At 72.6% G+C, this 13,607-nt stretch carries 16 protein-coding genes; 9 read left to right on the top strand and 7 right to left on the bottom strand.

Features of this window, described 5'->3' with window-relative positions:
• Window positions 1-42: 42 nt before the first annotated feature.
• From IIE03_RS23330 to IIE03_RS23320, 3 genes are read right to left on the bottom strand one after another with little or no spacing between them, the layout of a single operon-like run.
• Window positions 43-675, bottom strand: coding sequence for a TetR/AcrR family transcriptional regulator (locus IIE03_RS23330; RefSeq protein ID WP_192865187.1), 633 nt, complete (start codon window positions 673-675; stop codon window positions 43-45).
• A gap of 10 nt (window positions 676-685) precedes the next feature.
• Window positions 686-1,402 (bottom strand): aspartate/glutamate racemase family protein, encoded by a 717-nt coding sequence (locus IIE03_RS23325; RefSeq protein WP_192865186.1) that lies wholly within the window; start codon window positions 1,400-1,402, stop codon window positions 686-688.
• A 10-nt stretch (window positions 1,403-1,412) separates the two neighbouring features.
• Entirely contained in the window at window positions 1,413-3,032 is a 1,620-nt protein-coding gene (locus IIE03_RS23320) for an NCS1 family nucleobase:cation symporter-1 (protein ID WP_225998236.1), read from the bottom strand.
• Between the two features lie 208 nt (window positions 3,033-3,240).
• Between IIE03_RS23320 and IIE03_RS23315 the strand changes: the two genes are divergently transcribed.
• A complete protein-coding gene (locus tag IIE03_RS23315) occupies window positions 3,241-3,831 on the top strand; it encodes a helix-turn-helix domain-containing protein (RefSeq protein WP_192865185.1) in 591 nt (196 codons plus the stop codon).
• 191 nt (window positions 3,832-4,022) lie between these two features.
• On the opposite strand, the gene IIE03_RS23310 is transcribed toward IIE03_RS23315, so the two are convergent.
• Window positions 4,023-4,574, bottom strand: coding sequence for a YceI family protein (locus tag IIE03_RS23310; protein ID WP_192865184.1), 552 nt, complete (start codon window positions 4,572-4,574; stop codon window positions 4,023-4,025).
• A gap of 195 nt (window positions 4,575-4,769) precedes the next feature.
• Here IIE03_RS23310 and IIE03_RS23305 point away from each other — a divergent pair, with 195 nt between their 5' ends.
• Window positions 4,770-5,261, top strand: a complete 492-nt coding sequence (locus IIE03_RS23305; protein ID WP_192865183.1) for a MarR family winged helix-turn-helix transcriptional regulator — start codon at window positions 4,770-4,772, stop codon at window positions 5,259-5,261.
• 112 nt (window positions 5,262-5,373) lie between these two features.
• On the opposite strand, the gene aqpZ is transcribed toward IIE03_RS23305, so the two are convergent.
• Complete coding sequence (aqpZ, locus tag IIE03_RS23300) at window positions 5,374-6,168, bottom strand: aquaporin Z (protein WP_408632865.1); 795 nt, start codon at window positions 6,166-6,168, stop codon at window positions 5,374-5,376.
• 214 nt (window positions 6,169-6,382) lie between these two features.
• Between aqpZ and IIE03_RS23295 the strand changes: the two genes are divergently transcribed.
• Genes IIE03_RS23295 through ccsB form a run of 5 tightly spaced genes read left to right on the top strand, consistent with a single transcriptional unit; the run spans window position 6,383 to window position 11,434 of the window.
• On the top strand, window positions 6,383-7,021 hold the full coding sequence (locus tag IIE03_RS23295) for a histidine phosphatase family protein (RefSeq protein ID WP_192865182.1): 639 nt from the start codon (window positions 6,383-6,385) through the stop codon (window positions 7,019-7,021).
• On the top strand, window positions 7,018-7,713 hold the full coding sequence (locus IIE03_RS23290) for a TlpA family protein disulfide reductase (RefSeq protein WP_192865181.1): 696 nt from the start codon (window positions 7,018-7,020) through the stop codon (window positions 7,711-7,713). The genes IIE03_RS23295 and IIE03_RS23290 overlap by 4 nt, the downstream gene beginning before the upstream one ends.
• Window positions 7,713-8,549 (top strand): cytochrome c biogenesis CcdA family protein, encoded by an 837-nt coding sequence (locus tag IIE03_RS23285; protein WP_192865180.1) that lies wholly within the window; start codon window positions 7,713-7,715, stop codon window positions 8,547-8,549. The genes IIE03_RS23290 and IIE03_RS23285 overlap by 1 nt, the downstream gene beginning before the upstream one ends.
• A complete protein-coding gene (gene resB / locus IIE03_RS23280) occupies window positions 8,549-10,405 on the top strand; it encodes a cytochrome c biogenesis protein ResB (RefSeq protein WP_192865179.1) in 1,857 nt (618 codons plus the stop codon). The genes IIE03_RS23285 and resB overlap by 1 nt, the downstream gene beginning before the upstream one ends.
• A gap of 3 nt (window positions 10,406-10,408) precedes the next feature.
• Window positions 10,409-11,434 carry a c-type cytochrome biogenesis protein CcsB gene (gene ccsB / locus IIE03_RS23275; RefSeq protein ID WP_192865178.1) on the top strand — a complete coding sequence of 342 codons (1,026 nt, stop codon included), beginning with the start codon at window positions 10,409-10,411 and terminating at the stop codon, window positions 11,432-11,434.
• 13 nt (window positions 11,435-11,447) lie between these two features.
• Here ccsB and IIE03_RS23270 read toward each other — a convergent pair whose 3' ends face one another.
• Both IIE03_RS23270 and IIE03_RS23265 read right to left on the bottom strand, forming a co-directional pair.
• Entirely contained in the window at window positions 11,448-11,651 is a 204-nt protein-coding gene (locus IIE03_RS23270; protein WP_192865177.1) for a PLDc N-terminal domain-containing protein, read from the bottom strand.
• 69 nt (window positions 11,652-11,720) lie between these two features.
• On the bottom strand, window positions 11,721-12,158 hold the full coding sequence (locus IIE03_RS23265; RefSeq protein WP_192865176.1) for a PLD nuclease N-terminal domain-containing protein: 438 nt from the start codon (window positions 12,156-12,158) through the stop codon (window positions 11,721-11,723).
• Window positions 12,159-12,282: 124 nt separating this feature from the next.
• Between IIE03_RS23265 and IIE03_RS23260 the strand changes: the two genes are divergently transcribed.
• Together IIE03_RS23260 and IIE03_RS23255 are read left to right on the top strand one after the other, a co-directional pair.
• Window positions 12,283-12,555, top strand: coding sequence for a DUF4229 domain-containing protein (locus IIE03_RS23260; protein WP_192865175.1), 273 nt, complete (start codon window positions 12,283-12,285; stop codon window positions 12,553-12,555).
• A gap of 126 nt (window positions 12,556-12,681) precedes the next feature.
• A complete protein-coding gene (locus tag IIE03_RS23255) occupies window positions 12,682-13,551 on the top strand; it encodes a 1,4-dihydroxy-2-naphthoate polyprenyltransferase (RefSeq protein WP_192865174.1) in 870 nt (289 codons plus the stop codon).
• The last annotated feature ends 56 nt before the right edge of the window (window positions 13,552-13,607 follow it).

Raw genomic sequence — 13,607 nt, 5'->3', positions numbered from 1 at the left:
CTTCCGACGGGCGATCGCCGTCGTGGTGCGATCGCCCGGCGATCAGGCGCCGACGGCGGCCGCCTCGGGCAGTTCGCCCGTCAGGTACCGCTGCAGGGTGGGGGCGACGGCGGCCACGACGGCGTCGGCCGGGAGCGAGGCGATGGGTTCGAGTCCGACGACGTAGCGCGCCATCATCAGGCCCACCATCTGGGTGCCGAGCAGGTTCGCCCGCAGCGCGGCCTCGCCGGGGGGCAGCCGGCGGGCGATGGGCCCGAGGATCTCGGCGAGGAGGAACTGGGGCATGAGCGCGCGCAGCTCCGGGTCCGACAGGACGGCCGGCAGGGCGATGCGCAGTGGCTCGGGTCCGGCGTCGTCCCACATGGTCAGCGCCGCGCGGAGCAGGCGCTCCCCGACCGTGTCGAGCGGGCCCTCGACCGCCTGCCGGACGATCTCCGTCGGCGAGATCTCGCCGAGGCCGAGCGCGGCGGAGAGGAGCCTGGCCTTGTCGCCGTACCAGTGGCGCACGGTTCCGGGGTCGACGCCGGCCCGCCGGGCGACGGAACGCACCGACGCGGCCACGTACCCGCGCTCGGTGAACTCGGCCCGGGCCGCGGCGAGGATCGCGGCCCGGGCGTCCTGCCCGGCCGGCCGCCGCCCACGCCGCGAGGTGCGCTCGGAAGAAGACTCACCCATCCGCCCATTCTCACCGACGGGTGAGTCGCGGTGCCGTCCGCGGGGGAGGCGCGTACTCGTCGCGTTTGCTCGTGCCCACGCCCATGCGGACCATCCCGGCGACGAGGCCGACGGCCGCGGCGACGCCGTCGATCACCGGGACACCGACGCGCTCGGTGAGGTCCGCGCACAGGTCCGTCATCCCGGCGCAGCCGAGGACGACGGTGTCGGCGCCGTCCACGCGCACGGCGCGCTCGGCCAGGGCGGCGATCGACTCGTGGGCGGCCGACGCCGGCTCCTCGAGGTCGAGGACGGGGACGTCCGCGGCGTACGACGCGACGCAGGCGTCCCCGAAGCCGTGGCGCCGTACCAGGTCCTGCGCCCGGCCCAGGGTCCGGGACAGCGTGGTGACGACGGCGAACGACCGGCCCGCGAGGGTGGCCACGTGCATCGCCGCCTCGGCGATGCCGATGACGGGCCCCGTGGTGAGCTCTCGCGCCGCGTCGACTCCCGGGTCGCCGAAGCAGGCGACGACGAACCCGTCGGCCCGCGCGTCGGCGACGTCGCGGGCCACGGTCAGCGCGGCCCACGCCTCGTCGGTATGGCTCTCGACGGCGGCCGGCCCCTCGCCCGGGGTCGGGCACGTCGCGACGACGTCGACCCCGGGGCCGGCCACCTCCCGGGCGGTGCGGCCGATCTTGTCGGTCATCGCCCGGGAGGTGTTCGGGTTGATCACGCGGATCAGCACGGGCGCCGCCTCATGCGGTGACCCCGGTCGCGCCGTCGGACACGCCCTCGGTGGCGTCGTCGAACGACGGCACCTGCGGGTTGCGGCGCTCCAGGGCCCAGAACACCCCGAAGCCCAGCCCGCAGCCGATGAACCAGGTCCAGTTGCCGATCCAGGAGACGTCGAACCCGCCGAGGTCCGCGATCAGCTTGGGCAGGACGCCGATCAGGACGGTCGGGACACCGGCCAGGAAGATCGCCAGGACGCCGTTGGGGTTGTAGCCGTTCCGGTACCAGTAGGTTCCGGTCCCGGACATCGTGTACATGTCGTCGACCCGGATGCGCTGACGGGCCGCGACGTAGTACCCCGCGATGAGGATGCCGAAGAGCGGTCCGATCAGCGCGCCCAGCACGCCGAGCGTGTAGTGGATCGCGTCGGCGTCGTCGTACCAGTTCCAGGGGAGCAGGATCACGGAGCCGACGGCGGCGATCATGCCGCCCATCCGCCAGCTGATCTTCTGCGGCGCCACGTTGGAGAAGTCGAACGCGGGGGAGATGAAGTTGGCGACGATGTTGATACCGACCGTTGCCGTGACGAAGGTCAGGCCGCCCAGGAGGATCGCGAACGGCGTGTCGATCCGCTCGACCGTGTGGATGGGGTCCGTGATGAGCTCGCCGAAGACGGGGATGGTCGCGGAGGCCGTGACGACCGTGAGCAGCGAGAAGAACAGGAAGTTCACGGGGAGGCCGAGCAGGTTGCCCTTCTTGACGGCGTCGAACGAGCGGCCGTACCGGGCGAAGTCGCCGAAGTTCAGCATCGGCCCGGAGAAGTACGAGACGACGATGGCGACGGCCGTGCAGAACACGCCGAGCTGCTGCCAGCCGCCGAGCGGTTCGCCCTCGGCGAGGCTGAGGCTGATGTTCGACCAGCCGGCCTCGGAGACCAGGTAGACGGCGAGCACGATCATGACGACGTAGACCGCGGGACCGGCCCAGTCGATGAACCGGCGGATCGTCTCCATGCCGTTCCAGAAGACCGCCGCCTGGGCGAGCCAGAGGATCACGTACGAGATCCAGCCCAGCGCACTGAGGCCGAGGAAGGACGGCTCGACGAGCGCCGCCGCCGCGGGAATGAACTTGAGGAAGACGATGTTCAGCGACTCGGCCGCCAGGAACGTCTGGACGCCGTACCAGGCGACGGCGATGAGCCCGCGGATGATCGCGGGGATGTTGGCGCCCTTGACCCCGAAGACCGCCCGGTTGATCACGGGATAGGGCACGCCGGTGACCTGGCTGGGCTTCGCGACGAGGTTGGTGAACACCTGCACGATGACGATGCCGACCAGCAGGGCCAGGAGCACCTGCCAGCTCGCGATGCCGAGAGCGAAGAGGCTGCCGGCGGTGACGTAGCCACCCACGCTGTGCACGTCGGACATCCAGAACGCGAAGATGTTGTACGCCGACCACTTCTGTTCCCGCAGGGGCGCCAGGTCCTCGTTGGCGAGCCTGGGATCGTAGGACGGCTTGACGTTGCCGGAGCCGGTCGGGTGGCCCGCCGCCTCCACCAGGTCGTACTCGCTCGGTGGGGGCGTGCTGGGTGGGCTGGACGGTGCGGCGGCCATGGGCGCCGACACCTCCGTGTTCTCGGTCATGAGCCGTGCCTTCCGGGTGGGGGAGGGGATCGTGCCCATGAAGCTATGGGTTAACGGCTCCCGCGCGGTTTCCCGCGTGTCACCAGAAGGTAAGGGTCGTGTTCAGTAATGACTTCACGGATGTTATGGCCGGAACGGCCGGGCGTGTCGCCCGGCGTGTCGCGCCGGCAGGCCGTGCTCGGGCCCGGCTCGACCGTACGATGCGGCCGTGTCCTCCGAACCGTCACTCGGCGCCCGGCTCCGTGCACTGCGTGAGGCGCGCGGTGTCTCGGCACGCGGGCTCGCCGCGACCCTGGGGATCTCCGCCAGCGCCGTGTCGCAGATCGAGCGGGACGTGATGCGGCCCTCGGTGGTCCGGCTGCTTGCCATCACGGACGCGCTCGGGGTGTCACTGGCCGACGTGTTCGAACCGCCGGACGTCGCGGCCGGTCCGCGGGGGGCCGCAGAGCTGGAGCACGCGGGAGTCGCGGTCACGAGGGCCTGGGAGGTGTCGCCGGTGACCCTCGACGGCGGCGTGTCCTTCCGGCGTCTCTCGCCGAACCCGACCCCCGGCCTCGACTTCTTCGAGTCCGTCTACCCGCCGGGCGCCACGGCCACGCTGGGCGACGCCGGACTGTTCAAGCACGAGGGCTACGAGATCGGCAACGTCGTCACGGGTGAGCTCACCGTGGAACTGGCGGACGACGAGGTCGTGCTGGCGGCCGGGGACTCGATCAGCTACCCGTGCTCCGTTCCGCACCGGGTCCGGAACGCCGGTGTGCGGCCGGCGGTGGCGACGTGGCTGATCGTGCATCCGTGAGTGCTGGGTGGCGAGAGGGGGCGGCCGAGACGACGAGGTGCCGTGCTCGGACTCGTTCACGGGCCCCAGGGGCCCTCCACTTCGGGAAAGATAGGTCCGAGCACGGCACCTCGTCGTCTCGGCCGCCCCCTCTCGCCACCCGGCGGCTTGGACGGTGGCCCGGGCGGGCTGGGGGAGAGAGAAGAGGGGCCTCAGCCCTTGGCGATGGCCGAGACGTCCAGGGTGATCTTCACCTTCTCGCCGACCAGGACGCCGCCGCCCTCGAGCGCGGCGTTCCAGGTGATGCCGAAGTCCTTGCGGTTGATCTCCGTGCTCGCCTCGAAGCCCGCGCGGTCGTTGCCGAACGGGTCCTTCGCCGTGCCGGTGAACTCGCCGTTCAGCTCCACGGGCTTGGAGATGCCGTTGATGGTCAGGTCGCCGGTGACGGTGATGTCGTCGCCGTCGAGCGTCACGGCGCCGGACCGGAACGTCCACGACGGGTTCTCGTCGGCGCCCCAGAAGTCCTTGCTGACGAGGTGCTGGTCCCGGCCCGAGTCGCCGGTGCTGACCGACTTCGCGTCGAGCTCGGCGATGACGCTCGAGGACTCGACGTCGTCGCCCACCGTGATGGTGCCCGACGTGATGTCGATCGTGCCGCGGACCTTCGCGATGCCCGCGTGCCGCACGGAGAACGCGGCGGTGGAGTGCGCGGGATCGATCTCGTAGGTGCCCGCGGTGACGCCGGCGGGAAGCTGGGTGGCCATGGTGTTTCTCCTGTGTCGTGATGAGGTGTCGGCATCCGGGGCGGTGGCCCCGGCGATGAGATAGTTGAGATCTCAACTACAACATCGGGGCCAACATACTCTGCTCCGTAAAGTATTCCCAGGCCGGGCGTGATCCGCCCGGACCGCGAGGCGACAGCGCAGCGCTGGTACAGCATCCGAGGAGGCCGGCAAGGTATGGGCGAGACGAACGGCGTGCACTGGCTCGATGACGGTCAGCAGGCGGCCTGGCGGTCCTTCGTGGTGGGCAACGCCAGGTTCTGGGAGGCGCTCAGCGCCGCGCACGACGCCGAGCTCGACCTGAACCTGGGGGAGTACACCCTGCTGGTGCAGCTCTCCGAACAACCCGACCGCACCCAGCGCATGTCGGCGCTCGCGGACGGCCTCGTGCTGTCCCGTAGCCGACTGACGCACACCGTCGCGCGGATGGAGCAGCGCGGACTGGTGAGCCGGTGCCCCGCGGACGGGGACCGGCGCGGCGTGAACTGCCGGATGACCGACCTCGGGTACGCCGCCCTCGTGGCCGCCGCGCCCGGGCACGTGCGCGCGGTGCGCCGTCTGCTGGTCGACATCCTCGACCCGGAGGAGATGCAGGCGCTCGGCCGGATCATGGGCAAGATCGGCGCGGCCGCCCGCCATGAGCTGACGGGCGACCCGCGCGCCTGCTGACGGCCGGCGCGCGAACAGGCGTGTGGTCGGGGCGTCTCCGGATGGTCGGTCAAGCGCTTGCGCGACCACCCGGAGATTCCCCGACCACACGCCGTCGGTCTCCGCCGCGCGCTCAGCCCTCGGCGGCCGCGGCTCCGAACAGCGCCTTGTAGGCGAACCCGGCGACCAGCGCGCCGAGGATCGGGAACACGAAGAACAGCCACACCTGTCCCAGCCACTCCCCGCCCCCGTAGACCGCGGCGGCGAGCGAACGCGCCGGGTTCACCGACGTGTTCGTCACCGGGATGGAGATCAGGTGGATCAGCGTGAGCGTGAGACCGATCGCCAGACCGGCCATGGCGGGCGCGGCGATCCTCGCCGTCGCGCCGATGATGACGAACAGGAAGACCGCGGTCAGGATCCCCTCGACGAGCATCGCCGAGCCGATCCCGTAGCCGCCCGGCGAGAGCTCGCCGTAGCCGTTCGAGGCGAACCCGCCGTCGCGGGCGGCGGCGAGGGCACCGTCGGCGCCGGCGAGGATCGCCGCCAGCGCGCTCGTGGCGACGAGGCCACCCACGAGCTGCGCCAGGACGTAGCCGCCGGTGTCTCGCCAGGCGAACCGCCCGGCGGCCGCGACGCCGAGGGTCACGGCCGGGTTGAAGTGCCCGCCCGAGATCGGCCCCATCGAGTACGCGCCCGCCACGACCGTCAGGCCGAACGCGAGCGCGACGCCGAGGAACCCGACGCCGAGCGTGTTGTTCTCCGGGTCGGGGAAGTTCGCGGCGAACAGTGCCGTCCCGACACCGCCGAAGACCAGGATGAAGGTGCCGAGGAACTCGGCGACGAGCCGGGCCACCATGCTGTGGGACCGGGGGACGACCGGGGGCGTCGCGACGGGCGACGGAGAGGCGTTCGACGGGGCATTCACGGGGTCCTCCTGAAATCGGTTCGCCCCGGGGAACGGGGGACACCTCGTTCCGGCGGCGAAAACAAGAGATCAGCCCTTCGGACGCTACGGCGAGGCACCCATCAGCCGCGCGATCCCGCGACTTCCGGCGAGTCCGGGAAAATCGCCGGGGCAGTGGCTCACGCCACGTCGCCGGTGGGCGAACCACACAGGATCCGGTGGGACACTGAGGGTCATGGTCTCCACCACCGTCCACCTGCTCCGTCACGGCGAGGTCCACAATCCGGAGGGCGTGCTGTACGGGCGCCTGCCCGGCTACCGCCTCTCGGAACGGGGCCAGGAGATGGCGGCCCGCGTCGCGAAGCACCTGTCCGGGCGCGATGTCACCGTGGTGATCGCCTCCCCGCTGCAGCGGGCACAGGAGACAGCCACGCCGATCGCGCAGGCGTTCGGCGTGGAGCTCGGCACCGACGACCGCCTGCTGGAGGCCGAGAACCACTTCGAGGGCAAGCGGTTCGGCGTGGGTGACGGCGCGCTGCGGCAGCCCGCGCACTGGAAGCATCTGTGGAATCCGTTCCGGCCGTCGTGGGGCGAGCCGTACACGGACCAGGTGCGGCGGATGCGCGCCGCCGTCGAGTCGGCCCGGCAGGCCGCCGAGGGGCACGAGGCGGTGCTGGTCAGCCACCAGCTCCCCGTGTGGCTCATCCGCTGCTCCCTGGAGGGCCGTCGGCTCTGGCACAACCCCCGCCACCGGCAGTGCAACCTCGCCTCCCTGACCTCCCTGCGGTTCGAGGACGACCGGTTCACCGCCCTGCACTACACCGAGCCGGTCGCCGACCTGTACGACGGCGTCAAGCAGCTCCCCGGCGCATGAACCCGGTGACCGCCGCCCCCGCCCGGGCCGTTCCGCCTGCCGGCACGACGGATCGCCGAGCCACGACCGGGCCCGGCCCCGCCGGGACCTCGCACGCTCCGCGGCGTCGTGCCCCCCGCCTCGCCGCCGCGCTGCTCGCCGCGACCGCCGCGGCGACACTCGCCGCCTGCACCGCCGCCGCGGACTCCGGTGCCGGCGACGTCGCCGGCCAGGGGTACGTCTCCGGTGACGGCTCGGTGCAGAGCTGGGACGTCGGCGACCGTCGCGGGCCCGTCGAGATCACCGGCGACGACTTCACCGGCGAGGAGCGCAGCACCGCCGACTGGGCCGGCGACGTCGTCGTCCTCAACACCTGGTACGCCGGCTGCCCGCCGTGCCGCGCCGAGGCGCCCGACCTCACCGATCTCGCGAACGCGTACGAGGACGACGGCGTGCACTTCCTGGGCATCAACACCGAGGACGACGCCGCCACGGCCCAGGCCTTCGAGCGCACCTTCGACACCCCCTACCCCAGCCTGGAGGACCGCGACGGCCGCGTGATCGCCGATCTGTCCGGCGTCGTGCCGCTGCAGGCCGTGCCCACCACCGTCGTGCTCGACGGCGAGGGCATGGTGGCCGCGCGCGTCATCGGGCAGGTCGAGCGCTCCACGCTGGAGACCCTCGTCGACGACGTGCTCGCGGAGGACGCCTGATGGACGCCGGCTCGCTCGCGTTCAGCGGTTCGCTGCTCGTCGCGATTCCCGTGGCGGTCCTCGCCGGCCTGGTCTCGTTCGCGTCACCGTGCGTGCTGCCGCTCGTGCCGGGATACATCGGCTACGTGAGCGGCATGTCGGCCGCCGCCGCGGGCCCGGCGGGGCCGTCACGGACGACGGCGGTCGCGGGTGGCGCGGGCGGATCCGGTACGACGACGGCCGCGGGCGCGGCGGTCACGGACCTCGCGGTCGCGACCGGGCGGGGCCGGGTGCTCGCCGGGGTCGCCCTGTTCGTCGCCGGGTTCACGGTGGTGTTCGTGACGCTGATGGCGGCGGCCGGTGCCGTGGGGGTCTACCTGGTGCGCTGGGACGACGTGCTGTTCCGCGTGCTGGGCGTCGTGGTGATCCTGCTGGGGCTGTCGTTCATGGGTCTCGTTCCCTGGCTGCAGCGCGAGGCGCGGTTGCACCTCACCCCGCGGACGGGCCTGTGGGGTGCGCCGGTGCTGGGCATCGTGTTCGGGCTGGGCTGGACGCCGTGCATGGGCCCGACCCTCGCCGCCGTGCAGGCGCTGGCCCTCGACGAGGCGTCCCTGTGGCGGGGAGCGCTGCTCGGCGTCGCCTACTGCGTGGGCCTCGGCGTGCCGTTCCTGTTGGTGGCGCTGGGCGCGACGGGGTCCGACCGGATGATGGGCTTCCTGCGCCGGCACCGCCTCGCGGTGATGCGCGCGGGCGGGGCCCTCCTCGTGGCGATCGGCCTGGCCCTGGTCACGGGACTGTGGGCCGTGCTGACGGCCTCCCTCCAGTCCTGGATCAACGGATTCGAGACGGTCCTCTGATGGCGGACGACGCGAAGCCGGACGCCGGCGTGCCCGGCTCCCCCGGTCGCTCCCGCACCGGCCACTCCCGCCCCGAGGACCGGGAGCCGGCCGAGGCGGCCGGTCCCGCCGCGGGGCCGCCGCGCCGTCCTTCCGCCCCGGCACGGACGCACGGCTCGCGGTCCCGGGGACGCTACGTGCCCCACGGGATCGACGACGAGTTCGCCGAGGACGCGGGGACGGCGGGACCGTCGTCGGCCGGCGGGGACGAGGACGGCCGGAGGCCCGCGGCGCCGGGGATCGGCGTCGTCGGGATGCTGCGGTGGACGTGGCGGCAGCTCACCTCGATGCGCGTGGCGCTCATGCTGCTCATGCTGCTCGCCGTCGCGGCCGTGCCCGGGTCGGTGCTGCCCCAGCGCGGCCAGGATCCCGGCGCCGTCGCGGAGTACCTCGGCGACCATCCCGACCTCGGCGAGTGGCTGGACCGGCTCGGCTTCTTCGACGTGTACACATCGGTGTGGTTCTCGGCGATCTACCTGCTGCTGTTCGTGTCGCTGGTGGGGTGCATCGTGCCCCGCACCGGGGCGCACTGGCGGGCGCTGCGGGCCCGGCCGCCGCGTGTCCCCTCGCGATTCGCGCGGTTCCCGGCCCGGGCGAGCCTGGCCACCGATCTCTCGCCCGACGACGTCGTCGGGCTGGTCGCGACGAAGCTGCGCGGCCCGCGCCACCTGCCCACCTTCCGCGTGGACCGGCGCACCGAGCCCGCGCGGGCGGGCCGGCCGGAGGCGCACACGGTCAGCGCCGAGCGCGGCTACCTGCGCGAGACGGGGAACCTGCTCTTCCATCTGGCGCTGCTGGGACTGCTGGTCTCGGTGGCGATGGGCCAGATGCTGCACTACCGGGGACAGGCGATCGTCACGGAGGGGCGCGGGTTCGCGAACGCCGTCGTCGACTACGACACCTTCGACAAGGGCTCCTGGTTCCAGGCCTCGTCGCTCGTGCCGTTCTCCATGACCCTCGACGCGTTCGACTCCGAGTTCGCGAGTGAGACCGTGGCGTTCGCGCAGGCCAGGGACTTCACGGCACACGTCACCGTGACCGAGCCCGACGGCACGCGGCGCGCCGAGCAGATCAAGGTGAACCACCCGCTCGTCACGGACGGCGCGAAGATCTACCTCCAGGGCAACGGCTTCGCCCCCGAGATCACCGTGACCGACGCCGCCGGCGAGGTCGCGTTCTCCCAGCGGGTGCCCTTCCTGCCCGAGGACCAGATGTACACGTCACGCGGCGTGGTGAAGGTGCCGGACGTGTCGGGGGGCGACCAGATCGGGCTGATCGGGTACTTCCTGCCCACGGCGGTCGTGGACGAGGACGGCGCCGCCCGCTCCACGTTCCCCCAGCCCCTCGACCCGCTGCTCGTGCTCGAGGTGTACCGCGGCGACCTGGGACTGGACGAGGGCGTGCCGCGGAACGTGTACCAGCTCGACACCGCGTCGCTGACGCCCTCGGTCGACGAGGCCGGGGAGCGGGTCAAGCTGCTGGTACGGCCCGGCGAGACCGTGGACCTGCCGGACGGCCTCGGCACCGTGACGCTCGGCGCGGAGGTGCCGCGCTACGTGGCCCTCGACCTGCGGCACGACCCGTCGCTCGGCTTCGTGCTGACGTTCGCCCTGCTCGCGCTCGGCGGGCTCGCCCTGAGCCTGTTCACGCCGCGACGGCGGGTGTGGGTGCGGGCGTTCGTGTCGGACAGCGGGGCTACTGTGGTGGAGGCCGCGGGGCTGGCGCGCGGGGACGATACCGGGCTGCAGGGCGAGGTGGACCGGGCGATGTCGGTGCTGCCGGTGGCGACGCCGGAGAACGAGACGACGAAGGACTGAGACATGGAGATGGCGAACCTGAGCGTGCTGCTCGTGTGGGCGGCCGCCACGGCGCTCGCGATCGCGATGGTCGCGTTCGCGGTGGACCTGGCGCGGCTCTCCGGAGCGCGCGTCGCGGCGCGGGACGCGGCGCGCGAGAAGGTCGGGGCCGGCGCGGCCGCGTCCGTCCGCGCGGCACCGTCGGGAACGACGGCGGACGCCGGGCCGGCGCGAGAACCGGGCGGCCCGGCGCCGGCCTACGGGCCCGGCAGCGACGCTCCTGCCGGCGGCCCCTCTCGGAAGGGCGCCGGGATCGGGATGTCCCTGTCGTGGCTGGCCGCCGGGATGCTGCTGGTCGCGATCGTGCTGCGGGGGATCGCGTCCGGCCGCACCCCGTGGGCGAACATGTACGAGTTCACGCTGGTGGGCACGTTCGTGGCGGTGGCCGTGTTCGTGGGCGTCTGCGTGGTCCGCGAGGCGCGGTTCCTCGGGGCGTTCGTCACCGGGCTCGGCGCCATGTTCCTCGTGCTGGCGCAGAACGCGTTCTTCGTGGCGGCCACGGGCGTGCAGCCGGCGCTGCAGAACTACTGGCTCGTGATCCACGTCGGTGTCGCGATCCTGGCGACCGGGATCTTCACCGTGGCCTTCGTGACGTCGGTGCTGCAGCTCCTGCGGGACGCTCGCGACGAGGGCACGCCGTGGCTCGCCGGGTGGGGCTGGCTCGATCACACGCCGTCGACGAACGCCCTGGAGGCGTTGTCGTTCCGGCTGAACGCGGTCGCGTTCGTGCTGTGGACCTTCACGATCATCGGCGGGGCGATCTGGGCCGAGGACGCGTGGGGGCGCTACTGGGGGTGGGACCCCAAGGAGGTCTGGTCCTTCGTGGTCTGGGTCGTCTACGCGGCCTACCTGCACGCGCGGACGACGCGCGGGTGGTCCGGGCGGCGGGCGGCCTGGTTCGTCGTGGCCGGGTACGCCTGCGTGCTGTTCAACTTCACCGGGGTGAACCTGATCTTCAACGGAAAGCACTCCTACTCGGGACTCGAATAGGTCCCGACCGGGGTCAGCGATCGAGGCGGCCCGTGTGGCGGACGACGGTGCGGACATAGATCCATGCCGCGGGGCCGAGCACCGGGACGAGCACGATGAGGACCCAGGCCCAGCGAGGCAGCCCGGCGCGCTCCTGCGGCGGCGCGCCGAGCACGTCGACGAGCGCGTAGACGAGGAGTCCCACGGCCAGGATCGGGAGGACCACGCGGATCAACATGCTTCCAGCGTAGGTCGCCAAACCTGAGAGTTGGCCGTGAGCCGGCTCACCGAGGACGATCCGGGGCGGTCAGTCCGAGGGGTCGTTCGGGCGGTTGCCGTTCTGCGGGCGGTCCGAGCGTGGTTCGTCGTCGGGCGACTCGTCCGGCTGATCGCCGCGGCGGCGTTCCTCGCGTTCCCTCTTGCGCCGGGCCTGCTCCAGGAGCCACATGTACTCGGGATCGTCCTCGGGGCCAGCCGGAGGCACGTCGGCGGGCGGCCGGGCCGGCGTCGGCGCGTTGCCGCTCGCGCGCTCCCACGGGGCCGCGGCCGCGCGTCCCCGACGACGGCGTGCGATAAAGGCCAGGACGAGCCAGGCGATCGAGCCGACCAGCGGTAGAAGGACGATCGCCACGACCCAGACGGACTTGGGGATGCCGTGGCGCACGTCGTCGTCGGACTGGGCCACATCGACCAGCGTGTACACGACGAGAGCGACGTACAGGACTCCGAGCAGAAGGGGACGCACGTCGGAGAGGCTAATCGCTCCGGGGCCCGCGAGTCTCCTTCCGCGCGTCCGCCCGCAGTGAACCTCGGCCGCGAACCTGGGCCGCGCGGTCCGTGCGGGCGGACCGGACACCTACCATGGTGGGGTGCCCTTCCTGATCTACACCGTGCTCCGCCTCGCCCTGTTCGCGGGTTCGCTCGGGCTGCTGTACCTTGCCGGCCTGCGGAGCTGGCTGCTCGTCGGAGTCGCCGCCGTCGCCGCGTTCGCCCTGTCGTACGTGCTGCTGCACGGTCCGCGCGACGCCGCCGCGGCGTGGCTGGCGGACCGCCGCGAGCGCCGTCGTGCCGGGACGGGTGGCTCGGTGGCCGAGGCGGACGCCGCCCACGAGGACGCCGTCGTCGACCGGGCGACCGAGTGACCGTCCGCCGCCGTGGACCCGGTCGGCACCACCGCGCCTGACGCTTTCGTGGAACCGGGGCCCGCGCGGGCTCGTTGACCACGCCGGACGACATCTCAGGCCAGATCGACACCAAGGAGCGCACGCATGGCGACAGCCGCCGAGTGGATCTCCGGGGCTCGCCCCCGCACCCTGCCGGCCGCGGCCGCGCCGGTGATGGTGGGTACGGGCGCGGCCGCGCAGGTGGACTCGGCCGCGTGGCTGCCGGCGTGGCTCGCGCTGGGCGTCGCCCTCGCGCTGCAGGTGGGTGTGAACTACGCCAACGACTACTCGGACGGCGTGCGGGGCACCGACGTCGACCGGGTGGGCCCGATGCGGCTGACGGCCTCCGGCGCCGCCGCACCACGGTCGGTGAAGTACGCCGCGTTCGGCGCGTTCGGGGTGGCGGGTGTCCTCGGTCTGGCGCTCTGCGCGGTGAGCGGGCACTGGTGGCTGCTCGCCGTCGGCGCGGTGTGCGTGCTGGCGGGCTGGCTCTACACGGGTGGCCGCAGGCCGTACGGGTACGCGGGGTTCGGCGAGGTCGCGGTCTTCGTGTTCTTCGGCCTGGTCGCGGTGCTCGGCACCACGTACACGCAGGCCGACGTCGTCACGTGGCCCGCTCTGCTGGGTGCGGTAGGCGTCGGGCTCATCGCGTGTGCGCTGCTCATGGTGAACAACCTGCGGGACATCCCGGGCGACGTGCTGGCGGGGAAGCGGACGCTGGCGGTGCGGATCGGGGACTTCCGGGCGCGGCGGGTGTACCTCGGGCTGCTCTGGATCCCCGTGCTGCTCGGCATGGCGTGCGCGTTCTGGGCGCCGTGGTCGTTGCTCGTGGTGCTGCTCCTGGGGCCGGCGGCGCTGCTGACGCTGCCGATCGTCGCGGGCGCTCGCGGCAAGCTGCTCATCCCGGTGCTGGCGGGCACGGGTCTCTTCGAGCTCGGCTACGGCGTGCTGTTGGGGATCGGTCTGGCGCTCTGACCTGCGCCTGTGGCCGCCCGGCCGGGCCCGTAGCCGGCCGGGCCCGACGGCGTCTC

The organism is Myceligenerans pegani, assembly GCF_014892515.1.
In the GTDB taxonomy this organism is placed as follows: Bacteria; Actinomycetota; Actinomycetes; order Actinomycetales; family Cellulomonadaceae; genus Myceligenerans; species Myceligenerans pegani.
The sequence above is the reverse complement of the archived record's forward strand: the minus strand, read 5'-3'. Positions and strand labels throughout refer to the sequence as shown.

What these genes read in the sequence shown, in the direction of transcription:
- IIE03_RS23330 (WP_192865187.1), bottom strand. Translation starts at nt 675, where the DNA reads ATGGGTGAGTCTTCTTCCGAGCGCACCTCGCGGCGTGGGCGGCGGCCG.
- IIE03_RS23320 (WP_225998236.1), bottom strand. Translation starts at nt 3,032, where the DNA reads ATGACCGAGAACACGGAGGTGTCGGCGCCCATGGCCGCCGCACCGTCC.
- IIE03_RS23310 (WP_192865184.1), bottom strand. Translation starts at nt 4,574, where the DNA reads ATGGCCACCCAGCTTCCCGCCGGCGTCACCGCGGGCACCTACGAGATC.
- IIE03_RS23305 (WP_192865183.1), top strand. Translation starts at nt 4,770, where the DNA reads ATGGGCGAGACGAACGGCGTGCACTGGCTCGATGACGGTCAGCAGGCG.
- IIE03_RS23295 (WP_192865182.1), top strand. Translation starts at nt 6,383, where the DNA reads ATGGTCTCCACCACCGTCCACCTGCTCCGTCACGGCGAGGTCCACAAT.
- IIE03_RS23290 (WP_192865181.1), top strand. Translation starts at nt 7,018, where the DNA reads ATGAACCCGGTGACCGCCGCCCCCGCCCGGGCCGTTCCGCCTGCCGGC.
- IIE03_RS23285 (WP_192865180.1), top strand. Translation starts at nt 7,713, where the DNA reads ATGGACGCCGGCTCGCTCGCGTTCAGCGGTTCGCTGCTCGTCGCGATT.
- resB (WP_192865179.1), top strand. Translation starts at nt 8,549, where the DNA reads ATGGCGGACGACGCGAAGCCGGACGCCGGCGTGCCCGGCTCCCCCGGT.
- ccsB (WP_192865178.1), top strand. Translation starts at nt 10,409, where the DNA reads ATGGAGATGGCGAACCTGAGCGTGCTGCTCGTGTGGGCGGCCGCCACG.
- IIE03_RS23270 (WP_192865177.1), bottom strand. Translation starts at nt 11,651, where the DNA reads ATGTTGATCCGCGTGGTCCTCCCGATCCTGGCCGTGGGACTCCTCGTC.
- IIE03_RS23255 (WP_192865174.1), top strand. Translation starts at nt 12,682, where the DNA reads ATGGCGACAGCCGCCGAGTGGATCTCCGGGGCTCGCCCCCGCACCCTG.